At 69.0% G+C, this 23,707-nt stretch carries 17 protein-coding genes; 8 read left to right on the top strand and 9 right to left on the bottom strand.

The window, feature by feature from the left end; all coding sequences use genetic code 11:
* Positions 1-87 precede the first annotated feature (87 nt).
* Positions 88-3,339 (top strand): (Fe-S)-binding protein, encoded by a 3,252-nt coding sequence (locus JWS14_RS29995; protein ID WP_206015026.1) that lies wholly within the window; start codon positions 88-90, stop codon positions 3,337-3,339.
* A 56-nt stretch (positions 3,340-3,395) separates the two neighbouring features.
* Here JWS14_RS29995 and JWS14_RS29990 read toward each other — a convergent pair whose 3' ends face one another.
* Positions 3,396-4,910, bottom strand: coding sequence for an Hsp70 family protein (locus JWS14_RS29990; RefSeq protein WP_241031510.1), 1,515 nt, complete (start codon positions 4,908-4,910; stop codon positions 3,396-3,398).
* A 224-nt stretch (positions 4,911-5,134) separates the two neighbouring features.
* Here JWS14_RS29990 and JWS14_RS29985 point away from each other — a divergent pair, with 224 nt between their 5' ends.
* From JWS14_RS29985 to JWS14_RS29975, 3 genes are all read left to right on the top strand, one after another.
* Positions 5,135-6,622 (top strand): hypothetical protein, encoded by a 1,488-nt coding sequence (locus JWS14_RS29985; protein ID WP_095861311.1) that lies wholly within the window; start codon positions 5,135-5,137, stop codon positions 6,620-6,622.
* An 87-nt stretch (positions 6,623-6,709) separates the two neighbouring features.
* Entirely contained in the window at positions 6,710-8,455 is a 1,746-nt protein-coding gene (locus JWS14_RS29980) for a P-loop NTPase family protein (RefSeq protein WP_179377548.1), read from the top strand.
* Entirely contained in the window at positions 8,452-9,900 is a 1,449-nt protein-coding gene (locus JWS14_RS29975) for a dynamin family protein (RefSeq protein WP_095861312.1), read from the top strand. Before JWS14_RS29980 ends, JWS14_RS29975 begins: the two co-directional genes overlap by 4 nt.
* 6 nt (positions 9,901-9,906) lie before the next feature.
* Here the strand turns inward: JWS14_RS29975 and JWS14_RS29970 are convergent, their stop codons facing one another.
* Both JWS14_RS29970 and JWS14_RS29965 read right to left on the bottom strand, forming a co-directional pair.
* Entirely contained in the window at positions 9,907-11,853 is a 1,947-nt protein-coding gene (locus JWS14_RS29970; protein WP_095861313.1) for a S9 family peptidase, read from the bottom strand.
* 24 nt (positions 11,854-11,877) lie between these two features.
* Positions 11,878-13,278 carry a carotenoid oxygenase family protein gene (locus JWS14_RS29965; RefSeq protein ID WP_095861314.1) on the bottom strand — a complete coding sequence of 467 codons (1,401 nt, stop codon included), beginning with the start codon at positions 13,276-13,278 and terminating at the stop codon, positions 11,878-11,880.
* A 139-nt stretch (positions 13,279-13,417) separates the two neighbouring features.
* Here JWS14_RS29965 and JWS14_RS29960 point away from each other — a divergent pair, with 139 nt between their 5' ends.
* Genes JWS14_RS29960 through JWS14_RS29950 form a run of 3 tightly spaced genes read left to right on the top strand, consistent with a single transcriptional unit; the run spans position 13,418 to position 15,893 of the window.
* Positions 13,418-14,680 (top strand): pyridoxal phosphate-dependent aminotransferase, encoded by a 1,263-nt coding sequence (locus JWS14_RS29960; RefSeq protein ID WP_005253480.1) that lies wholly within the window; start codon positions 13,418-13,420, stop codon positions 14,678-14,680.
* 56 nt (positions 14,681-14,736) lie between these two features.
* Positions 14,737-15,456, top strand: coding sequence for a helix-turn-helix domain-containing protein (locus JWS14_RS29955; RefSeq protein ID WP_072937446.1), 720 nt, complete (start codon positions 14,737-14,739; stop codon positions 15,454-15,456).
* Positions 15,453-15,893 carry a hypothetical protein gene (locus tag JWS14_RS29950; RefSeq protein WP_095861315.1) on the top strand — a complete coding sequence of 147 codons (441 nt, stop codon included), beginning with the start codon at positions 15,453-15,455 and terminating at the stop codon, positions 15,891-15,893. The genes JWS14_RS29955 and JWS14_RS29950 overlap by 4 nt, the downstream gene beginning before the upstream one ends.
* Here JWS14_RS29950 and JWS14_RS29945 read toward each other — a convergent pair.
* Entirely contained in the window at positions 15,884-17,065 is a 1,182-nt protein-coding gene (locus JWS14_RS29945) for an MAB_1171c family putative transporter (RefSeq protein WP_095861316.1), read from the bottom strand. The genes JWS14_RS29950 and JWS14_RS29945 overlap by 10 nt on opposite strands.
* Before the next feature lie 4 nt (positions 17,066-17,069).
* On the bottom strand, positions 17,070-17,531 hold the full coding sequence (locus JWS14_RS29940; protein ID WP_241031509.1) for a M48 family metalloprotease: 462 nt from the start codon (positions 17,529-17,531) through the stop codon (positions 17,070-17,072).
* A gap of 564 nt (positions 17,532-18,095) precedes the next feature.
* Here JWS14_RS29940 and JWS14_RS29935 point away from each other — a divergent pair.
* Entirely contained in the window at positions 18,096-19,397 is a 1,302-nt protein-coding gene (locus JWS14_RS29935) for a YibE/F family protein (RefSeq protein ID WP_095861317.1), read from the top strand.
* Between the two features lie 11 nt (positions 19,398-19,408).
* Here the strand turns inward: JWS14_RS29935 and JWS14_RS29930 are convergent, their stop codons facing one another.
* The 4 genes from JWS14_RS29930 to JWS14_RS29915 all read right to left on the bottom strand — a co-directional run bounded on the left by JWS14_RS29930 (position 19,409) and on the right by JWS14_RS29915 (position 23,649).
* Positions 19,409-19,642: a hypothetical protein gene (locus JWS14_RS29930; protein WP_241031508.1), complete on the bottom strand. Its 234-nt coding sequence runs from the start codon at positions 19,640-19,642 to the stop codon at positions 19,409-19,411.
* Positions 19,643-19,726: 84 nt separating this feature from the next.
* On the bottom strand, positions 19,727-21,145 hold the full coding sequence (locus JWS14_RS29925; RefSeq protein WP_179377549.1) for a DUF7159 family protein: 1,419 nt from the start codon (positions 21,143-21,145) through the stop codon (positions 19,727-19,729).
* 115 nt (positions 21,146-21,260) lie between these two features.
* Complete coding sequence (locus JWS14_RS29920) at positions 21,261-22,220, bottom strand: esterase/lipase family protein (protein ID WP_095861318.1); 960 nt, start codon at positions 22,218-22,220, stop codon at positions 21,261-21,263.
* A 106-nt stretch (positions 22,221-22,326) separates the two neighbouring features.
* Positions 22,327-23,649, bottom strand: coding sequence for a UDP-glucose dehydrogenase family protein (locus JWS14_RS29915; protein ID WP_072937454.1), 1,323 nt, complete (start codon positions 23,647-23,649; stop codon positions 22,327-22,329).
* Positions 23,650-23,707: the final 58 nt, after the last annotated feature.

Genomic DNA, 23,707 nt, shown 5'->3' with positions numbered 1-23,707 from the left:
AGTTACCAATGGGTAACTTAGCAAGCGTTAGGATCACGAGCAGTCCCGAGGTGGCCGCCCTGCCGCCCTGAAACGAAAGGCCGCGACATGAATGCCCTGACGATCACGTTGGGCACCATCGGCGTGCTGCTGAGCCTCATATGTTGGTTCTCCTTCATCACAGGCGCATTGAAGATGGTCAACGTCGTCCGGATCGGCCAGTCGGCCCCGGATCGATGGCACCCCTTCTTCCCGCGCTTCAAGCAGATGTGTGTCGAGTTCATCGCCCACACGCGCATGAGCAAGTTCCGCACCGTCGGCTGGGCCCACTGGCTGGTCATGGTCGGCTTCATGCTCGGAGCCGTCGTGTGGTTCGAGGCGTACGGCCAGACGTTCGACCCGGAGTTCCACTGGCCGCTGGTCGGAAACACCGCCGTCTACCACTTCGTCGACGAGATCCTCGGCCTCGGCACGGTCATCGGTATCACCACGCTGATCGTGATCCGCCAGCTCAACCACCCCCGCGTGCCCGCGCGGCTGTCCCGTTTCGGTGGTTCCGACTTCAAGGCCGCGTACTTCGTCGAGGCCGTCGTCCTCATCGAGGGCCTCGGCATGATCTTCGTGAAGGCCGGGAAGATCGCCACCTACGGCCACTCCAACCCGTGGACCGACTTCTTCACGATGAACCTCGCGAAGCTGCTTCCCGCGAGCCCGAACATGGTCGCGTTCTTCGCCTTCGTCAAGCTGATGTCGGGCATGATCTGGCTCTACGTCGTCGGCCGCAACATCACCTGGGGTGTCGCCTGGCACCGGTTCGCGGCGTTCGCGAACATCTACTTCAAGCGTGAGGACGACGGCGACGTCGCACTCGGCGCCGCCAAGCCCATGATGTCCGGTGGCAAGCCCATCAACATGGAGGACGCCGATCCCGACACCGACACGTTCGGCGCCGGCAACATCGAGGACTTCTCCTGGAAGGGCTGGCTGGACTTCACCACCTGCACCGAGTGCGGGCGCTGCCAGTCGCAGTGCCCCGCATGGAACACCGGTAAGCCGCTGTCCCCGAAGCTGCTCATCACGTCGCTGCGCGACCACGGTTACGCCAAGGCTCCGTACCTGCTCGCCGGTGGCCGCAAGGACATGGGCGGTGACGAGGTCGGCCTGGTGAACGGCGAAGGCGCCGTCGACGACGCCAAGCTGGCGGCGATCCCCGAGGCGGCCCGCCGGGAGGCCGAGCGCAAGCTGGTCGGCGAGACCGTCGAAGGCGAGCTGGCCCCGGTCATCGACGCCGAGACGCTGTGGAGCTGCACCAACTGTGGCGCGTGTGTCGAGCAGTGCCCCGTCGACATCGAGCACGTCGACCACATCATCGACATGCGCCGCTACCAGGTGTTGATCGAGTCGGAGTTCCCGTCCGAGCTGGCCGGCCTGTTCAAGAACCTCGAGAACAAGGGCAACCCGTGGGGTCAGAACTCCAAGGACCGTCTCAACTGGATCAGTGAGATGGACTTCCAGATCCCCGTGTTCGGACAGGACGCGGACAGCTTCGAGGACTACGAGTACCTCTTCTGGGTCGGCTGCGCCGGCGCCTACGAGGACCGGGCCAAGAAGACTACGAAGGCCGTCGCCGAACTGCTCGCCACCGCGGGCGTGAAGTTCATGGTTCTCGGCGCCGACGAGACGTGCACCGGCGACTCCGCTCGCCGCGCAGGTAACGAATTCCTGTTCCAGCAGCTCGCCATGCAGAACATCGAGTTGCTGAACTCGGTCTTCGACGGCGTCGAGCAGCGCAAGCGCAAGATCGTCGTCACCTGCGCCCACTGCTTCAACGCGCTCGGCAACGAGTACCCGGAGGTCGGCGGCGACTACGAGGTGGTTCACCACACTCAGCTGCTCAACCGCCTGGTCCGCCAGAAGAAGCTGATTCCGGTCGCCTCCGTCGGTGAGGACATCACCTACCACGACCCCTGCTTCCTCGGCCGTCACAACAAGGTCTACGACGCTCCCCGCGAGCTGATGGAAGCCTCCGGCGCGAAGCTGAAGGAAATGCCCCGTCACGGCGAACGGTCCATGTGCTGTGGTGCCGGTGGTGCCCGCATGTGGATGGAAGAGAACATCGGCAAGCGCATCAACATCGACCGGGTCGACGAGGCGCTCAGCACGGATCCGAAGAAGATTGCGACCGGCTGCCCGTTCTGCCGCGTCATGCTCACCGACGGTGTCACGGCTCGCCAGGAGTCCGGCCAGGGTGAGGGTGTCGAGGTCGTCGACGTCGCTCAGCTGATGCTCTCGTCCATCACGCGTCTCGAGCCGGAGAAGCTGACCGAGAACATCAAGGTCGTCCCCCGCGAGAAGCCGGCCGAACCGGCGGCAGCCGAGGCCAAGGCAGCGGTGGTCGAGAAGGAGCGCGCCGAAGAGGCCCCGGAGGCCGCTGCAACTCCGGCCGCCACGGAAGCTCCCGCGGGCAAGGGCCTGGCTATGAAGGGTCTGGCCAAGGCACCCGGCGCGAAGGCTCCCGGCGCCAAGGCACCCGGTCTCGGCATGGCGGGCGGAGCGAAGGCTCCCGGCGCGAAGGCACCCGGCAAGGGTCTCGGCATGGCCGGTGGGGCGAAGGCTCCCGGCGCCAAGAAGGCTGCTCCCGCCGCGACGGCTGACGCCGGCTCCGACGCTCCGGCAGCGGAGGCACCCAAGCCGAAGGGCCTCGGGCTCGCCGGTGGCGCGAAGGCACCGGGTGGCAAGGGTCTGCAGATGAAGGGTGCCGCCAAGGCACCCGGCGCGAAGGCCGCCGCTCCGGCCGCCGCCGCACCGGCCGCGGAGGCTCCCGCCGTCGAAACGCCCGCTCAGGACGCGCCCGCAGCGAAGCCGAAGGGACTCGGACTCGCATCCGGCGCCAAGGCACCGGGCAAGGGCCTGCAGATGAAGGGCAAGGCGAAGGCTCCCGGCGCGAAGACTGCCCCGGCCGAGCCGGCGGTCGCCGAACCCCAGGCTGCCGCATCCCCGGCAGCCGAACCGGAGGTCGCCGACACCTCCTCCGCTTCGGAGGCTCCCGCGGCCGAGGCTCCGAAGGCTCCTCCGGCGGCGAAGGCCGGTGGACTCGGTTTCAAGAGCGGTGCCAAGGCTCCCGGGGCCCGCAAGGCCGCGGCGCCCAAGGCCGCAGCACCGAAGGCCGAGGCACCCGAGGCTTCCCCTGCTGAAGCACCGAAAGCCGAGGCACCCGAGGCCGAGGCTCCGAAGGTGGAAGAATCGAACGGCGACGGGTCCAACGGCAAGGCACCGGAGACGGGGCAGGCCCCGCCGCAGGCCAAGCCCGGTGGACTCGGTTTCAAGGCCGGCGCGAAGGCACCGGGCCGGAAGAGCTAGCCGACAGCAGTGAACAGCGACGCCCCCACCAGTCACGGTGGGGGCGTCGCTGTTCTCTACCGCGGTCCGGCGCCGCCGCGTCCCGGAGTTCCGCCGCCCATCGGCTGAGCGGGCGCCGGGTTCTGCACGGTGTATTCCTGCGCGGTGTCGTCCTGCGCGGTCTGGTCGGCGGACGATGCCTGTTCGACGGACGAGGTGGTGGTCGTCGTCGCCGAGGGCGTGTCGTCCTGGCCGATCAGTTGAGTCGCTGCCGCGCCGCCGCCCAGGAGGACGAGAGCGGCGGCACTCGCCGCGACCATCCAGCCGCGGATGCCCGACTTCGGTGCCTTCGCGACCGGGACAATTGTCGGCGTGACGACTGTTGTGGTCGACGCAACGGGCCTGGTCGGCACCCCGGCGGATGCGGAGGGAGGCAGCACACGCGACGCTGCCGCCGCGATCGGACGCGGCGCCGCCGGTGGCCGGACCCGCGGTCCCGGCGCCGACATCACCCGGGAACCCGACTGCCGGAGCGATGCCCGCTCGGCGATCACCGCCGCGCCGCGGGCGGACGCCGTCGCCGGGTCGGGCGAGACGACGAGGGGAACGCCCACGGCTGTCGACAGCACTTCCGTCACGAGTGGAACCGCCGCTCCGCCGCCGAGGAGCACGACGGCGTCGACGGGGGTTCCGGTCTCGGCGAGTCGTTCGAGTTCACGTGCCACCGCATTCGCGGCGTGGGTGAGTGACTCGCGGATGACGTCCTCGAATTCGGAACGCATGACACGTATCTGGCGGCGGATGCCGGGGAGCTCGACGGTCACCGCGGCCGAGGTGTCCTGCGACAACCGCTCCTTCGCGATCCGGCAGCGGGCCGCGAGTTCGGCCAGCGCCGCGCGGTGCGCGGGATCGTCGACGTCGAAGTCCGGGTTCGCGTTCTGCACCAGTGCGACCACATGGCCCATCAGTTGTCGGTCGGCGTGATCCCCGCTGAAGTCGGTGCTCCGCGTCGACGGAAGAACATCGAATTCGTCGCCGCGCCGGGTGCCTACGGTCAGGTCGAGGGAGTGGGCTCCGACGTCACACAGCAGCACGGTGTCGCAGTCGTCGAGTTTCTCGATCCGGGCGACCCACGTGAGTGCCGCAGTGGTTTCGGGGATCACGGTGACGGTGCGGTTCTGCAGCAGACCCCAGCGGCGGATCTCGTCCTCGAGTTCGTCCACCGCATACCCCGACCAGCCCGCCGGACCTGCGACCACCACATGGTCGGGCGCCGGGGTGCGGCCCCGAATCAGACAGTCGAGCGCCGTGGTCACCAATTGCACGGCCGGGGTGCGGGTCCCGTCGTCACCGATCACCGGAACGGGGTCACCGACTCTGTCGATGAAGTCACGAAAGACGATGCTGCCCTGAGGAAGCGGACCGGCACGGTGCGATCCGAGGGTGGGTGCGCTGCTGGACGACAGCGCGAGTTCGGCGGAGTGCCGCACCACCGTGAATCCGTCGTGCTCGTGGTGCGCCTGCGATTCACCGTGCATCTGTGCGGACACGAACGAGTCGGAACCCATACTGATCCCCATCGATGTCCGCATGTCGTGATCTCCATTCCGTGGTACGGCAGGCGACTTTCCTGCCGATCGAAACGCTAGACCGCCTTCCTGTACCGACCGCTGTGCGCTTCCTGCGATGTTCCTGTGTGCTCGGCGGCGCACGCCCCTAGGGAAGGTGCAGCGTCCTCCCATGGTCTTCCCAGGAATGGCCCATAACGTCGTCGGCAGTCGCCTCGAAGGGGCAAACCCGAGATGAAGGAGCACTCATGACGAGAAGCGAAATCCACCCGTCGGCCGTCCTCGAACACGACGTCCCCGCCCCGCACGCCGCGATCGACGCACGGGCACCGCAACCCGACCTGGGCGGCGCGCCCCGTGCGGCGGACCTTCTCCGCGACGGACTCGACGGACTCCTGCGCGACCTCCGCCCGGCGAACCCCAGCGGCGGACATCCTGCTCAGCACACTGAGCCGCAACAGAATTCGCACAACGGTCCCCGCGAGAACGACGGTCGTGCGTTCGAGAACACCAGCCAGCAGAACACCGGCGGCGACGAGACCAACCACCAGGACAATGCCGGCCACCGCGACGACGCAAGCCACCACACCACCGACACCGGCAACCAGGCCCACGCGAACAACGCCACCGACCACGACGGACGCACCGACGGCCATAACGTCGCGAGCCACGAGAACGCCCAGTCCGGACCGTCGGCGTCGTTCTCCAACCCGGGCCGCGGTGAGTCGGCCGTGAACTCGGGCGCCGCGTCCGCGTCCCAGCCCGCATTCGGCCAGGGCAACCCGGTTGCGACGCAGCCGTCGAGTCTGGCGCCGACGTCGCCGATTTCCGCGCAGACGTCGCCGGCCGTGCAGCCCGCCACGTTCGGTCCGGCGACGAGCGCGGCGCCCGCAACGGCGGCGTCCGCGGCCCAGCCGATCACGGCGACCCCGGTGTCGACCCATTCCGATGCGGCGGTGACGTCGCAGCCTCTCGCCACCACGATCCGGCAGACGAACACCGAACCGGCCTCGGTGACGACGTCGTCCGAACCGGACCGGAATCAGAGTCAGAGTCAGAGTCAGGTTGCGGACCAGCAGAACACGCGGAGCGCGGAGGCTGCCTCGGTCACCGGCGACGAGGGAACGCGAGCAGCATCGACGGACACCACCCCGACCGACTCCACCCCGACCGACTCCGCCACGCAGAACGCGACGGCACCCACCGCTGATCTCGGACGAACCGAGGCGACAACGGCAACGACCGGCAACACCGACAACCATGCGACGACCACCGCGACCCAAACACCGGACGCGACCACCACGACAACCCCGGCGACCGCGCCGGCCGCCGACCTCGGCCACGCCCAGACGGCCACCCCGTCCACTGCGACCACCACCACCACGACGGCGAGCAGTGACCTCACGTCGACGGACCACGGTTCCGCGGTCAGCACGCTCACGGACACGGCGTCGGACACCGGTCTCAGCCATGACACCGCAGCCACCGACACCGCCACCACGGCAACCACCGACACCGCGACGGCGTTCGACGCGACGACCTCGCACGACACCACTACCTCGTACGACGCGAGCACCACGTACGACTCGGGCACCGCGCTCGACACCGGCACGTCGCTCGACGCGACGAGTGCGACGAGCCTCTCGTCGGGGTTGACCGCCGATTCCGGCAGCACTCTCGACACCCACGATCAGAGCGTGACTGCGACGACGACCGTCGACCAGCACATGTTCTGACCTCGACGTGGCGGGACCGCCTACTCCCCTGCAGCGGTCCCGCCACTCCCCTCGCTCGAATGCCCGTCACCGACTCTTGCGGAGATCATGAACGCCACCCTCGAATCCTCAGCCGCCACCGCCCCTGTGCACCCGAATCTTCCCGCCGAGACCACTGCGTCGATGACGGCTCTGCTGTCGCAGTTGGCGGCACTGACCCGGACTGCGGGTCGCGGTGATCTCCTGACCCGGCTGTCGCACACCGAGTCTCGTCTCACCGATCCGCGGACGCGGGTGGTGGTGCTCGGCCTGACCGACAAGGGTGTCAGTTCGGTGGCGGGTGCGCTCGTCGACGCGGACGTGTCGGCGACGGCGCGGTCCCGGAACGAACCGGTGGTCGTCGAGTACGGACCTGTCGCGTCGGATCCGGATTCGACGGTCACCCTCCCCCACGATCTGCTCGCGGAGGGTCTGGTGCTGGTCGACGCACCCGGTTTCTCCGGTCATGCTCCGGCCCGCGCGGCGGACACGCTGGCACTGGTCCCCACGGCGGATGCGGTGCTGTTCGTCTCCGATGCGAGTCAGGAATACACCGAACCCGAGGTCGCCCTGCTGACACAGGTGCACAAGCTGTGCCCGATGGTGATCTGCGTCGTCAACAAGATCGACTTCTATCCGCGGTGGGCGGACATCCAGAAGGCCAACCGCACCCACTTGCAGAATGTGGATCTCGCGCTGCCACTGCTCCCGGTGTCCGCAATGATGCACGCGGACGCTCTCGAGGCGGGCGACGACGCGCTCGACGTCGAATCCGGCATTCCGCAGCTGGTCGACTATCTTCGCAGTCAGGTCGTCGCGAAAGCGGATGTTGTGCTCCGTAATTCGGTGATCGCCGACGTGCGCACCGTGACCGACCACCTGTCGCTGTCGTTGAGCTCGGAACTGGACGCGTTGCGCGATCCGCAGCGCGGCGCCGCGCTCGTCGAGCAGATGACCCGGGCCCGCGCGGCGGCGGATCAGCTCCGCCAGCGGTCCGCGAACTGGCAGTACACGCTGGCCGACGGCGCAATCGAGTTGATGACGGACATCGAACACGACCTGCGTCATCGTCTGCGCACCGTGATCCGCGCGGCGGAGGAGGACATCGGCAAGTCCGATCCGGCACCGCGGTGGGAGGAATTCGGTTCCTGGCTCGACAGCGAGATCGCGACGTGTGTGCGGGAGAACTTCGTGACGGCTCACACTCGTTCGCAGGCCCTCGCCCTCTCGGTCGCGCAGCGTTTCGCCGAGGACGGCAGGGTCCCGGTTCCCGCGCTGCGCATCGACAATGTGGATCACGTGCTCGAACCCGTGAACACTCTCGAATCCCTGGAAAGTGCACAGGGTTTCACACAGCGCGTGCTGTCCAGCATGCGCGGGTCGTACGGCGGCGTGCTGATGGTCGGTCTCGTCACGAGCCTGGCAGGCCTGGCCCTGGTGAACCCCTTCTCGATCGGCGCGGGAGTGCTGCTCGGCGCCAACACGTATCGCGAGGACCGCAAGGCGCGCACCGCCCGCAGGCAGGCGGAGGCGAAGGTGGCGGTGTCGAGACTGATGGACGACGTGATCTTCCAGGTGGGGAAGGAATCGAAGCAGCGGCTGCGGGAGGTGCAACGCGTCCTGCGCGACCACTTCACCGATCTGGCGAACGAGATGCTCCGTTCCGTCGACGATTCGCTGCGCGCGGCGACGGACGCGTCGAAGATGCACGACGATCACCGTGCCACGCGGTCGGCGCAGATCCGCACGGAACTCGACACGTTGCGGCAGATCCGCGTGCAGGCCGCCGGCTTCGCGGGGCCGGTGGCGGCATGAGCGTCACTCGCCTGGGCGTCCAGACCCGCCAGCTGATCGATGCCGCCCGGCACGAACTGCGCGGCGACCCCGCATCCGTCGACGTACTCCGGCACTGCGGGGCCCGCCTCGAGGAACCGCTGCGCGTCGCCCTCACCGGCACGCTGAAGGCCGGGAAGTCGACGCTGCTCAACGCCCTCGTCGGCGAGGAGATCGCACCCACCGACGCCACCGAGTGCACCCGGGTGGTCACCTGGTTCGAGCAGTCCGCCACGCCGCGAATCGATCTCACCCACGACTCCGGACGCCGCACGCGACTGCCCGTGCACCGGGACGAGGGCCGGCTCTCGCTGGACCTGGGCACGGTGACCGCGGATCGGGTGGAGCGGCTGCAGGTGGGGTGGCCGTCGGCGCTGCTCGGCGAGTTCACGCTCGTCGACACGCCGGGAACGTCGTCGAACTCGCGGGACGTGTCGGCGCGGACCCGGGCGCTGCTCCTCCCCGAGGAGGGCCCGTGCGACGTCGACGCCGTCGTCTACCTGACTCGGGGCACCGACGGCGCGGACGTGCGGTTGCTCGACCAGTTGCAGACCCGGGTCGGCACGGCCGCCGGTCCGCTCGGCATCGTCGGTGTGCTGTCGCGGGCCGACGAGGTGAAGGGCGGCCGCGAACGCACCCTCGACGCGGCCCGGGCCGCCGCCGACGATGCCGGTCGCCGGGTGCAACGCAGCCTGCTGCCCGTGTCGGGACTTCTCGCGCTGCGCGGTCGCACTCTGCGTCAGACCGAGTTCGACGACCTCGCGGTGCTCGCCACCGTTCCGGAGGGCACCCTCGAGTCCGCGCTGCGTTCGATCACCCGGTTCACGGCGGCGGACACCGATCTCGTGCTGTCGCCCGGTCAGCGACGCGACCTCCTCGAGAGTTTCGGCCTGTTCGGTATCCGGTTCGCGGTCATGCTGATCCGTGCGGGCGCGACCGACGCTCCGGCGCTGGCCCGCGAGCTGACGGCGCACAGCGGCCTCGAGGATCTGCGCCGCACGCTGCACCTGCAATTCGGTCAGCGCAGCACCGAACTGAAGGCGCACTCGGCGCTCCGCACACTGAAGGCCGTGCTGGCCCGGACCCCGTCGTCGGCGAGCCGCAGCCTGAGCCGGGCGGCGGATCGCCTGCTCGCGGACACCCACGTGTTCCGGGAACTGCGGGTGCTGTCGGGCCTGCGCTCGAGCGGTCTGCAGCTCCGGGACTCGGACGTCGTGCTGCTCGAGCGGGTGCTCGGCGGTGAGGGCATGTCGCCGCACACCCGCCTCGGCATGCCCGCCGACGCCGCCCCGGAGCAGATCTCGCGCGTCGCGCTGACGGCCCTGCGGTTCTGGCGGTCCCAGGCGGGGCGCCCGACCATCGACACGGCGACGGTGCAGGCGTGCGCGTGTGCGGCGCGTTCCTGCGAGGCCCTGCTCGCCCGATGAACGCGTCTACCCCTCGGGTTGCCACAGTTCGAGTCGCGGAATGTCCGGCGGCTCGAATCCCAGTACCTGCCCGTAGAAGGACAGTTCGGCGTTACGGGAGCTGATGAGGGTGGCCAGCTTCCGGAATCCGTGCGACTCCCCCTCGTACTCGAGGTACGCGTGCGGGATGCCCTTCTCCACGAGCGCATCCCGGAACCGTTCCGCCTGCGACGGCGGCACGATCGGATCGTCGAGCCCCTGCAGCAGCAGGACCGGGCAGTTCAGCCCGGCGACGTTGTTCAGCGGCGCCCGCTCGGCGTAGAGGTCGGCGGCCTCGGGCAGCGGGCCGATCAGGCCGTCGATGTACCGGGACTCGAAGTCGTGCGTCTCTTTCACGAAACCGTCGAGTTCGGCCACACCGAAGTAGGACGCACCGCAGGCGAACACGTCCGACGTCGTCAGTGCGGCGAGCACGGTCCAGCCGCCGGCGGATCCGCCTTCGATCGCCAGCCGGCGGGGGTCCGCCATCCCCGCCTCGGCCAGACCGGTCACCGCGGTCACCACGTCCTCGACGTCGACGACCCCCCACTGGCCCCGTAGCCGGTTGCGGTATTCGCGCCCGTACCCGGTGGACCCGCCGTAGTTCACGTCGACGACGCCGATGCCGCGGCTGGTGAAGAACGCGAACACGGGATTCAGCGACGGTGCGACCCGTGACGTCGGTCCGCCGTGCACGAACGCCACGTACGGCGGCAGTTCCCCGTCCTCGCCCCGGTACCGCGGGTGCCGGGGTGGGTAGGCGATCACATGGACTTCGCGGTCGGCGCCCTGGAACGTCAGCTGCCGGGCTTCGGGAAGGTACGCCGCCTCGGGCAATTCGGTGACGGACAGCCTGACGGTGCGGAGTTCACCGGTGTCGAGGTCGAGTTCGCGCAGGCCCGACGGGGTCTGGGCGCCGCCGGTGAGCAGCAGGATCCGGTTGCCGTTGCGATCCCCGAGACCGATGCTGGTGAGTCCGTCGAGCGGGATGTCCACCAGCGAACCACTGGCCGGATCGAGCACGGCGAGGGTGTCGGTGCCGAACGTGCGCACGGTCAGCAGTGTGCCGTCGTCGCGGCGGGTGTGCCAGCGGCCGCCGAGCATCCACAGGGCACCGCCGAAGTCGGCGTCCATCGGGCACAACGCCACCGGTTCGGGGTCGTCGATGCCGACCCGGTAGAGATTCCACCAGCCGCTGCGGTCGCTGATCGTGTACAGCTCGGTGGGCCCGACCCATTCGGGTTGCAGCACCGATTCCTCGGTACCGCCGAGAAGTGTCCGCACTTTTCCGGTGACGCGGCCGCCCTCGACGGCCACGACCCTGAGCTCGGTGCCGTCCCACGGCATCTGGGGGTGGTCCCATGCGATCCAGGCGAGGTGTCTGCGGTCCGGAGACAGCCGCGGATTGGCCAGGAAGTCCGAGCCGGCGACGACGGACCGCACCCGATGCGGGTCGTCGGCCGCCGACCCGTCCAGCGGGACGACGCAGATGTCGCGGGAGACGCCGCCCTCGGTGTCGTGCGTTTCGCGGACCGCCCACACCTCGCCGTCGACGACCGACAGGTCGCCGTACCGCAGCGAGCAGGTTTGCGGCGGTTCCGGTGTCAGCGGCGCCGGTGTCCCGCCTTCCAGCAGGTACAGGCGCTGGTCGCTGAATTCGGCGAACACGAGGCGGCCGGCGTCGGTGACGGTCCAGGCGCCGCCGCCGTACTCGTGGACGCGGGTGCGTGCGTTCCACGGCGCGGGCAGGACGTCTTCCGGTTCGCCGTCGAGGCCGAGGCGCCGCACCGCGACCCGCCCGCCTTCGCTGGGCCGCAGTTCCGACCACCACACGTCGTCGCCCACGTACCGGCCACCCTCGACGGGGTGGCCGCTGGAGGCGAGGTCCGCCGCCGCGATCGGAGAGGGCCAGGAACCGTAGGGCGCAGAGGTCATCCGCCGAGGATATTCCGCCGCCCGCTACTCCGCAGGCAGCCACGCGCCGTGAAGGCCCGCCGGAACCCGAATCGGTAGCCGCACCTTCCCGATCGGCCCCGACCCGGGGTCGTCGGCGGGCAGCACGAAGAACCAGGACGACATGTCGCTGCGGTCGGTGCCGATCATTCCCCAGTACTCGCGTTCGGCGCCGGGCATGAAGATCGGTTCGCCCACCGACACACTGCCCGGGTCCCAGTGCGTCTCGGTGCCGCGGGCGGTGTCGAAGAACCACAGCGAATCCTGCCGTCCCTGGCTGCGGTCGAGTTTGCCGACCGTCGCCACCGTGCGGTGCCCTCGGGTCAGCTCACGGTCGTCGACCCGCGGGAACTCGACGTCGCGGTCGCACACCACCTCTCGCGTCACCCGTCCACTGCCGGGGTCGACGACGGCGCGGACCAGCGAGCCCATCGACGGCTCCGGGGCCTTCGCGAACCCGCCGGGATACGTCCATTCCACGTAGTCGACGCTCACCCTCCCGTCGGGCAGGTCGAAGGCGTTCGCGAAATGCCACACCCAGTACGCGTCGTGCGTCGTCCACCGCACCGGACCGCCGTCGCGGGGTATCAGCGCGATCCGCGTGCCGTCCTCGGGCCGCCAGTCGAGCACGGACCCGCCGGTCAGCACCGCGGCGATGTCGAAGACCAGCGGGCACAGCATGAGCACGATGTAGTGCTGGGTGAGCGCCATGTCGTGGACCATCAACGGCGTGTCCACGCCCTCGACCGCCGTCGGGGTCCGCGCCACCGAACCGTCGGGGTTCACCACCGACCACGTCAGATACGGGGATTCCAGCATGTAGTTGAACAGCACCATCTGCCCGGTGACCGGGTCGATCTTGGGGTGCGCGGTGCTCCCCACGCCCATGGCGCCGTCGCAGTTGTCCCGCCCCAGCGTGCTCAGGTCGGCAGGCTCGAGGCGGAACGGCAGCGTGGTTTCGGCCATCGCGAGCAGTCGCCCGCCGTGCCGGACGATGTTGATGTCGGGCAGTTCCCGGGACGTGCCCGCCAGGTCGGGTCCCACTTCGTCCTCGGTCGGCGTGTACAGGTCGGTGACCCCGGGCCAGATGACGTGCCCGGCCTTCTCCTCCGCCTGCACCATCGGGGTCCGGACGAAGCGGTTGGTGTACCGGGCGGTGCCGTCGGCCAACTCGATCCGGTGAACCATGCCGTCGCCGTCGAGCGGATACACGTAGGTGCCGATCGGGTCGAACCGCGGATTGGGACCGTTGCGCAGGTAGGTGCCGTGCAGATCGGCGGGCAGTTCGCCGATCACCTCGAGATCCCGGACGTCGACCTCCTCCCGCTGCGGCGCGAACACCCCGACGAGGTGGCTGTGATGCGCGACGTCGACGGGTCCGGGACGACGGGTTACCGGTGCTGACATGGGCGTCCTTCCCTCCGCGCGCGGTGAACACGACCCCCTCTCGAGGGTACGACGGGCTCCTGCGCGGGCGGCGTGTTTCGACGACACGACGACGGTCCGATACCCACCAGTAGAAATCGGGTTGCCCGGGAGTGGGAGAATGACCGTCGTGAGCAACCCAGACCACGGCCACCACCGCATGCCGCATCGCAAGCTGGAGCAGTCCACCAAGCTCCAGAACGTGCTCTACGAGATTCGTGGACCGGTACATGCCCACGCCGCCCGGCTGGAGGCGGAGGGACATCGGATCCTCAAGCTCAACATCGGCAACCCCGCGCCGTTCGGTTTCGACGCGCCCGACGTGATCATGCGCGACATGATCGCCGCGCTCCCGTACGCGCAGGGGTACTCCGAGTCCAAGGGCATCCTGTCGGCACGGCGCGCGATCGTCACCCGCTACGAACTGGTCGCCGGGTTCCCCGAACTCGACGTCGACGACATCTACCTGGGCAACGGCGTGTCCGAGCTCATCACGATGACGATGCAGGCGCTCCTCGACAACGGCGACGAGGTGCTGATCCCCGCGCCGGACTACCCGCTGTGGACGGCGATGACGAGCCTCGCCGGCGGCACCCCGGTGCACTACCTGTGCGACGAGGGCAACGACTGGAACCCCGACATCGCGGACATCGAGTCCAAGATCACCGACAAGACCAAGGCCCTCCTGGTCATCAACCCGAACAATCCGACGGGTGCGGTGTACTCGATGGAGGTGCTGCAGCAGCTCGTCGACCTGGCGCGCAAGCATCAGCTGCTGCTTCTCGCGGACGAGATCTACGACAAGATCCTCTACGACGACGCCAAGCACATCTCGCTCGCGACGCTGGCCCCGGATCTGCTGTGCCTGACGTTCAACGGCCTGTCGAAGGCGTACCGCGTCGCGGGTTACCGGTCCGGCTGGGTGGCCATCACCGGCCCCAAGGAGCACGCCGCGGGTTTCCTCGAGGGTCTCGACCTGCTGGCCTCGACGCGTCTGTGCCCGAACGTGCCCGGTCAGCACGCCATCCAGGTGGCGCTCGGCGGGCACCAGAGCATCGAAGACCTGATCCTGCCGGGTGGCCGGCTGCTCGAGCAGCGTGACGTGGCCTGGGAGCGCCTCAACATGATCCCGGGTGTCTCGTGTGTGAAGCCGAAGGGCGCGCTGTACGCGTTCCCCCGCCTCGACCCGAACGTCTACGAGATCTACGACGACGAGAAGCTGGTCCAGGACCTGCTGCTGCAGGAGAAGATCCTGATGGTGCAGGGCACCGGCTTCAACTGGCCGGACCACGACCACCTCCGGATCGTGACGCTGCCGTGGGCGCGGGATCTCGCTGTCGCCATCGAGCGGTTCGGTAATTTCCTCACCAGCTACAAGCAGTAGGATCGAGACACAGCAAGCGACACGCGCGTCGCTTGCGTGTCTCCTGGGGGAAAAGAATGGTCACCAGCACCCGCGCGCGTTTCGGACAATTCGTCCATCGGCGACGGCGTTTGCTGAACCTCACACAGGACCAGGTCACGGCCGCCGGTGGCCCGTCCGACGCAGCTCAGACGCGCGCCGAGAACGGGACCGGCCCGGATCCGAGCATCGAGACGCTCCGCAAACTGGATGTCGCGCTGCGGTGGGCGCCGGGCAGCGCGGCCCGCACCCTCGACGGCGGTCACCCCACTCCCCTCGAGGCGCTCGACGGGGACGAGCGGGCGCCGTCGTCGCGTCCGCTGACGCTCGGACCGTCGGAGATTCCGCTGGACCTGGACACGATCATCGAGATCCTGGGGCCGCACACCCAGCTCACGAAGCTGAGCGTGGCGCACCCCGAGGTTCCGGGGCTGGTCGAGGCGGCGGGTGAACTGAGCCGTGTGGTCTCGAAGATCACCGGCGCCTACGTGACGCGGTTGCTGGAAGTCAACGGAGGACCCGCCGGACCCCGCCAGCCGCTGGTCGAGTTCGCGTTCGGCCACCTGCTGGAGGAACCGTCGACCGTCACCGACCCCCGCGAACTCGAGGAGGCGCGGTATCGCCGTTTCCTCTACGGCCGGGGGGAGGATCTCGACGCGGCCACCCGGGAGCGTTTCTGGCGTCGATGGGAGGACGCGGTGAAACTCGTCGCCACCGACGATCCTGAACGCAGCGGAGACGCGGAGGTGACCGCATGAACGGGGTGCCGTTGTCGGTGCGGGTCAACCGCCTGTTCTCCCTCGCCCACGATGTCGACGGTCCCGAACCGGGCGAGGACACCGTCGCCGCGGGGGTGTCGCGGATCCTCGGCCGCCCCGTCGCGCCGTCCGAGATCGAGTCGCTGCGCACGAACGATCACGAGCCTCCCGAGCCCGACGTCCTGCGGGCGGTCGCACAGCACTTCCACGCCCCCGAGCAGTACCTCGCGGCCGACGGCTACCACGACTACGACACCCTGGTCCGGTTCAAGATCGCGGTCCGCGAGGCCGGGGTGCGGCACCTGTCGATGCGATCGCTCGACGCGAGCGCGGAGCCGACCACCGCCGAGATGGAATCGCTGATCCCGCTTCTGGAGAATCTGCGGCGGAGCCACGGCCCCTTGCCGATCGCGTCGCCGGACCCCCGTCAGACCTGAGCGGGGACGCGCGCCGACGGGTCCTCGGGTCCGCCGAACTGCGGGAGGCGCCGCGCCCACAGGGCGGCCGCCACACGCTCGCCGTCCGTCCAGTGGTCGGCCAGCTGCGCCAGTTCCCACGGTTCGCCGCCGACGTCGGTCGCGAACCGGTGCGTCGTCCCGCCCGTGCCGTGCGCCGGGTGGCCGGCGCTGCGGGCCAGGCACGCGAGGTGCAGTCGCGCCGCCATGACCACCGGTGGTGCGCTGCCGGTGAGGTCGCCGAGTTCGACCACGACGTGCCGGTCGAGGACCATGATCGCGTCGCGGATCTCGACGCTCATCCGGTCCAGCCGGCCGCGGGCGGACAGCGCCCGGCGATCGGCCGGACGCAGTTCCAGGACCACTTCGGGGACCGCGCCCGTCAGGGTCCGCCACATCGGCTGCAGCCGGCGAGTGACCCGTCGCGACCGCCACCGGTGACCGAGCGCCCGGATCACCGGTCCCGCCGAGATGATCGCGCCCGCCGACACGACGAGCACGCGGATGAACGCCCCCGAGTCGCTGTGCGATTCGGTCAGTGCGTTGTCTTCGCTGACGGCGTTGACCACCCCGGTCGTCATGACGACACCCATGTCGAACACCTCGAACAGCGACAGCGCGATGACGGCGAGAAACACCCGGCGCTCGTGTCCCGGAGTGGCGCTGCGCACGGCTTTCAGTGAGATCCACAGATTGAGCGCGGCGACGGCGAGGATCGGAACGGCATATGTGATGCAGTAGGCCGCGAAGAGCCAGCCGCCCTCGTCCGCGATGGCGACACCCCGCGACCGCGCCGGGGCGCTGAGGGCGATGAGGATCGCCCCCGCGACGAGGCACACCGACAGCGACACGACGTGGATGCGGGGTAGACGCGCCGGGCCGAGCGCCCACGCGGAGAAGAGACTGATCAGCGACGCCGCGGTGAGGATGATGCAGACGTTGCTGAGGGTGTTCGCGAATCCGTACCCGAACCAGAGGTCGAGCCAGTGCTGCGCCAGCGACCGCTGGAGGACCAGGGAGAGCGAGGCGAAGACGAGGGCGGCGTTCATCCGGCGTTCGGCGACCGTCGACCGGACCAGGGCCACGCGCAGGAGGGTCGTCCCCCAGACGACGGCGAGCAGCGGCCAGCTCACGTAGGTGGGCGGTTCGTACACGGCGTCAGAACGTTCCGAGCATCCGCGACACCCGTGCGTCACCGGCGGTGTCGCCGCCCGTCGTCACGCGGCGGCCCGCCATGATGAGGGTGGCGAGCAGTTCCGCCTCGTATTCCTGATCGTTCGAATAGTTGGACCGGCCGAGCATCTTGACCACGCCTGTCGTGTCGACCGACGGCGCGGCCACCGACAGCACCGTCGAGTCGACCGAGGTGTCCCCGATCGTGTCGCGGTCGTGGCCGAGTTCCATGTGCGCCAGTTCGTGGCAGATGATGTGGGTGGCGTGCACGTCCGACATCCCTGTCGCGTAAAGGATCACGTCGTCCTCGGCCCGTGCGAGCCAGAGTCCGGAATGTCCGCCCTGGACCAGGGCGTGCGACACGGGGACCAGGTGGATCGGGCGACCCCGGCGGGCTGCGACACCGCCGATCAGCTGATCCCTGTTCCAGGGCACGGGAATACCCATCTCCGCCACGATCCGGCGAAGATGGTTGCTGGGTCGTCGCGACGGCCGCGAGATTCGCACTGGAACACCTCCGAACGGCCATAATCCTAGGCTGTCGGCGTTCGAGGTCACGACATGTGGGCGATTTCACCTACCCGGTTGACGAATACCCCTCATGTGTCGGTAGATTGGCAACCGGCACCTCGAGTGCCGCGAGCACCTGTCGCCCCTCCCCCCCCTGTGGGCGCCAGGTTGGTGGCGGGGTCAACCCCCCCTGTACCCCGCCACCCAGCTCGGCACTTCTCTCCACGCAGCGGCTCGTCGCCCGCGGAACACACCCCTCGTTCGGAGTTCCGGACCACCCTTGCGTGAAGCTCGGCGTTCGCTGCAGATTAGCTGCTGCGTGCCATGTTCCGATATCTAATCACACCGGCGACATATAAGCGACACGAGAGCAATACACACCGGACAGGTCGGCAACACCGGCACCGCCCGCCACTTCCGTCACAGCGTTCCCGGCCTGCTTCCGGCTACCCTGTCGTGCGTGCGGAGACAATCCCCCCAGCAGCCGGCGCGAAGCGGACGATGAGCGAATTCCACGGACACGGCCACGGCCATGGACACGGCCACAGCGACGGACCGGCCCCGATGGGCCCCGTCGCCGCCAAGGTGGTCGTCGGGCTCCTCGTCGCCATCGGTGTCGCGGTACTCATCGGCGCCGTCGCGTTGTGGCCCGGCAAGCCGAGCGTCGACGTCGAGCAGCCGTTCCAGAGCGCCCAGGGCGGTGCCGTCGTCACGGAGTCGGGCACGGTCACGATGCAGAACATCGGCGACTGCGGGAGCCCGTCGGCCGGGCGGGTCTTCACCGGCGCACCGCTGCCCGCGCCCGCCGGCGCCTACGAGTGCCAGCGCAGCATCGTCGACATCGAGTCCGGTCCCAACACCGGCACCCAGACGCTGCTCGAGATCATCCCCGGCCCCGGCCAGCCCGACCTCCGCGTGGGCGAAAACATCCGGCTGTCCCGCCAAACGGATGTGAACGGCACGACGGAATACTCGTTCGAGGACTACGCCCGTGGTCTGCCCGTCACGCTCATCGCTCTCGCATTCGCCGTCGTCGTGATCGCGGTCGCGCGGTGGCGCGGGTTCCGGGCGCTCGTCGGCATCGTCGTCTCGTTCGGTGTGCTCGTCCTGTTCACACTTCCGGCCCTGTTGGACGGGCAACCGGCGATCCCGGTGGCGCTCGTGTCCGGCGCCGTCATCCTGTATGCCGTGCTGTATCTCGCGCACGGTGTTTCCCTGCGCACCAGTTCGGCGTTGCTGGGCACCCTCGCGTCGATGGCCCTGGCGGCGGTCCTCTCCTACGCCACCATCGAGATGACGCGCCTGACCGGGTTGTCCGAGGAGCAGAACACCAACGTTCAGACGTATATCCAGCACGTCAGCATCACCGGCCTGCTGCTGGCCGGCTTCATCATCGGCTCGCTGGGCGTGCTCAACGACGTCACCATCACGCAGGCGGCGTCAGCGTTCGAACTGGCCTCGCTCGACCCGGGCGCGTCGAGACGCCAGATCTTCGGGTCGGCGATGCGCGTCGGCCGCGATCACATCGCCAGCACGGTGTACACCCTCGTCCTCGCGTATGCCGGCGGGGCGCTGCCACTGCTGTTGCTGTTCAGTGTGGCGGGGCGGTCGATCCAGGACGTGCTGCTCAGCGACGCCGTGGCCATCGAGATCGTGCGTTCGGCGGTCGGCGGCATCGCGCTGGCGCTGTCGGTTCCGCTGACGACCGCGATCGCGGTGATGCTGGCGCGCCCGATCGGCGCGGGTCCCAGCGGCAACGTGGCCGCAGTCAGGCCGTCACGGGGCGGCCGTCATTCCAAGTAACGGGTAGTCCGCTAGCTGAAGAGTCCGACCTCCCGGAGGACGATGAAGATGATGGCGATGACCATCAGCGCGTAGACGGTCAGCATCGTCACCTTGGCCGCGTGTTCGCTGGTGGGCGGGAACATCTTCAGGATCGGCTTCGTATACGCCACGAGCCGTCGTGTCTCTGCCGGCGCGGCCGCCGAAGACGGGGGAACGTTGGGAGTGCTGTGGAACTCCGCGGGATTTGCAGTCACTGCACACATCCTCTCTACGCCGGAACCATTCCCATCGTAGGCCCGCGGAGCGGGCCCCGACACCTCGAATCGGCAGGCGGGCCCCCGCGACGTCTAGGTTCCGGGGAACCTGGGGAGTTCGGGCAGCTGGAACGGCGGCAGTTGGATCTGCGGCAGGCCGGGAAATATCGGCGGAGGCGGAGGTGGTGGCGGCGCGGGCTGCGGCTCGGGAATCCGGATCTGCGACGCCGTCTGCACGGGAGCCTCGACGGTCTCGGACGTCGGAGCCGGCGGGGGCGTCGTCGGTGACGGTGTGGCCATTTCGGTGACGACCGGCGGTTCGGTGACGAGTTGCGTGGTCACCGGCTGCGACGACCCCTCGGTGCGCGCCCACAGATTCTTTCCGTATCCGAGACCGAGGCCGATCACCGCCACCACGGCGAGCGCGGTGCCCGCCAGCGTGGCGCCCCGGATCTGGATTTTGGCCACCGGCTGACTCGGCGGCGGCGCCGCGGCGCTCAGCCACGACGGGGTGCTCGACGGCGCACCGCTGCGCGCGACCACTGCACTCGGAGCGTGCCGGGAGACGTGCGCCTCGAAACCGGCTCGAGGTGCGTACTGCGGCGGCGGGAGGACTCGGGCGACCTCGACGGCCGGCGGCACCACCTGCTGGGCGAGCAGCGCAGCACCTTGTGCCGCAACGAGTTCGGGATGGTCGGGAACGATGACGGGCAACCCGAGCCACGACTGCAGCACCGTGCGCACGAGGGGAATGCGCGCACCGCCACCGGTGAGCACCACGGCATCCGGGTTTCGTCCCGACCGCGTGATCACGTCGCGGGCGAGGCGCGCCGACGATTCGACGGTGACACCGATGAGCGAGTCGAAGACGTCGCGCGACAACAGCAGCAGACCGCCCTCGCCGGGCACGGCGACGGCGCCGCCGGTGGAGAGCCGCTCCTTCGCCTCGCGGCAGCGGAGGTCGAGCGCCAGGCTCGCGGCCGCGTCGCGGGGCGCCTCGATGCGGTTGTTCTCCAACTGGTTGGCACGAACCATCCGGTCGAAGACGTCGCCGCTCACCGTGTCGGTGCGGACCGTCTCGACCACCTCACCCGTCGCCCGGTCGACGACGCTCACGGTGAGCCCGGAACTGCCCAGGTCGTAGAACACGAGCGTCGCGTGGTCGCCGAGGGCTCCCGAGACGTCGAGGAATTTCAGCGCGGCCGAGGCCTCGGTGACGAGTTGGTAGTTGGCGAGTTGCTGCCGGGCCATCGCCGCCTGGACGGCACCCGCCTGCGCTTCGTCGCGGTAGGCGACGCCGGTGGCGTGCACCTGCCCGGCGTCGGGTGCCCCGGCGAGGACCACGCCGATCGATTCGGCGGCCAGCTCCTCCGGCAGATCCCGGCCTGCGGCGACGACCTGGGCCCGGAAATCGGGGACGTGCCGGCTTGCGGCGTCGTCACGGTTCACGGAGTCGGGTCGCGCCAAGCGCACAGCGCTCGCACCGACCGACACACCTAGAACCGAACTCATGGGCCGCCTAACTCGACTGTGCACGGGTTCGATCCGGAATCCCCCCACTCCATGGCCCGCAGTCTAGCGAAGCGGTCCGACACGGCAACCGGGCAACCGTTCGGCGGCAGACAACTCAGAAGTTGCTCGCGATGATCACTCCCGGGATGCCCGTGCCCAGCGGCACGAACGCGCACGGCGGCACGACCACGTGGGCGGGATCGAGCGTGTTGAGCACCAGTTGCTGGGAGTACGGGTCGTAGGGCAGGTTGAAATGTCCGGTCTGATCGATCGGGCACAGGTCCTGGACGAGGATGTTGGTGGCACCGGGGTCGTGCAGCGCGACGTTGGTGTACGGCTGGATCACCTCGTCGTAGCGCGTCCCGATCGTGGTGTATTCGGCGCCGGGGACGGTGTCACCGCCGGCATTGAGGGCGGTGAGGAACGGCGATCCCTGCACCTGTTCGGCAAGCGCCTCCGAACCGATCGCTTCGATCAGTTCGGTGCCCCCGGGAACGGACGTCACCGCCGTCGCGATCCCGAAGAACGTTCCCCCGTAGGTGGGCGACGCCAGACCGATCCAGTGGTGCACCTTCGACGCCCCGCCGAGCCTGTTGACGTAGTACCGCGCCACCGTCGCGCCTTGCGAGTGCCCGATCAGGTCGACCTCGCCCGCGCCGGTTGCGGACAGCACGTCGTCGACGAACACCTCGAGTTCGGCGGCCCCCTCGGTCATCGTCTGCATCCCGAAGTGTTCGGTGCCCGGTTTCCGTCCGTAGTTCAGGGCGAACACGCAGTAGCCGGCGGCTTTCAGTTTCGGGCTCAACCCGGCCCAGTTCGAGTAGGCACTGCCGTCGCTTCCGTGCACGAGAATCACGGGACGGGGGTGCGCGGAATCGGGGCGGCACGAGAAGTCGTTGGCACCGGGCGGCGCGGAATGCGGATGCTGCTTCGCGTACGCGATCGCGGTGCCGGCGTCGGATTGCGGAGGCCCCGGCAGGGTCGGGACTTCCGCCGCGTGAGCGGGCGCGGCGCCGAGCAGGCAGATCACGGCAGCGAGGAGTGCGAGTAGGGATCCGTGACGTGCCTTCGACATCGCCCAGCCCTCCGTTGCGATTTGGGCTGACGCTACCGTTCGCCGATGCCGCCGGCAGTGGAGATCGTCAAACCCGTTATCGCAGGGGCCGCCAGGTCACGGGTCGCTATCCCCTGCCGAGCCCCCGATAGACCCACCCGGCCGTGCGCCAATCCTCGGCGTCGAGGCAGTTGCGGCCGTCGACCATCACCCGGGCACGCACCACACCGTTCAGATCCTCCGGTTTCAGGGCGGCGAACTCCGCCCACTCGGTGAGGAGCAGCACCGCGTCCGCGTTGTCGCACGCCTCGACCGCCGACGTCGCGTAGTTCAGCGTCGGGAACAGCCTGCGGGAGTTGTCGAGGGCCTTCGGGTCGTAGACGCTGACGACGGCCCCGTGCAACTGCATCATTCCCGCGACGTTGAGTGCCGGGGAGTCGCGGACGTCGTCGGATTCCGGTTTGAACGCCGCGCCGAGGACGGCCACGTTGGCGCCGAGCAGCGACCCTCCGCACGCCTGCGCCGCCAACTCCACCATCCGGGTGCGCCGGCGCATGTTGATGCTGTCGACCTCCCGCAAGAAGTGCAGTGCCTGGTTCGCACCGAGCTCACCGGCCCGGGCCATGAACGCGCGGATGTCCTTGGGCAGGCAGCCGCCGCCGAAGCCGAGACCGGCGTTGAGGAACCGGCGGCCGATCCGCGCGTCGTAGCCGAGGGCGTCGGCGAGTTGGGTGACGTCGGCGCCGGTGGCCTCGCACACCTCGGAGATGGCGTTGATGAACGAGATCTTGGTGGCAAGGAACGCGTTGGCCGAGACCTTGACCAGTTCCGCGGTGGCGAGGTCGGTGACCAGGAAGGGAATGTCCTCGCCGAGCAGCCGGGCGTACAGTTCACGCAACTCGGCCTCCGCGCGTCCGGGGCGCAGGCGGTCCACTCCCAGCACCATCCGATCGGGGTGCAGGGTGTCCTCGACGGCGAAGCCCTCCCGCAGGAACTCCGGGTTCCACGCCACCTCCACGGCGTCACCCGCCGGCGCGAGCGCGCGGGCCCGCGCACCCAGATCGGCCGCCGTCCCGACGGGAACGGTCGACTTGCCGACGATGACGGCGGGGCGATCGAGCATCGGCGCGAGGGTGTCGATCACCGAATGCACGTGCCGCAGGTCCGCGCCGTACTCCCCCTTCTTCTGCGGGGTGCCGACGCCGAGGAAGTGGAGGTCCGCGAACTCCGCGGCCTCGCGGTACGACGTGGTGAAGTGCAGTCGGCCGGCGTCGATGTTCCGGCGCAGGACATCCGCGAGCCCCGGCTCGTAGAACGGCACCTCTCCGGAGGAGAGTTTCGCCACTTTTCCGGGGTCGATGTCGACGCCCAGGACGTCGTGACCCAGCTCCGCCATGCAGGCGGCGTGGGTGGCTCCCAGGTATCCGGTTCCAAACACGGTGCAGCGCATGCACCCTTGATAACCAGTGCAGGTGAGCGCGATATTTACCCGGCAGATGTTCGAAGCC

The sequence above is a fragment of the Rhodococcus koreensis genome, from assembly GCF_017068375.1.
Taxonomy (GTDB): Bacteria; Actinomycetota; Actinomycetes; order Mycobacteriales; family Mycobacteriaceae; genus Rhodococcus_F; species Rhodococcus_F koreensis.
This window is presented reverse-complemented; position numbering and strand designations above follow the sequence as displayed.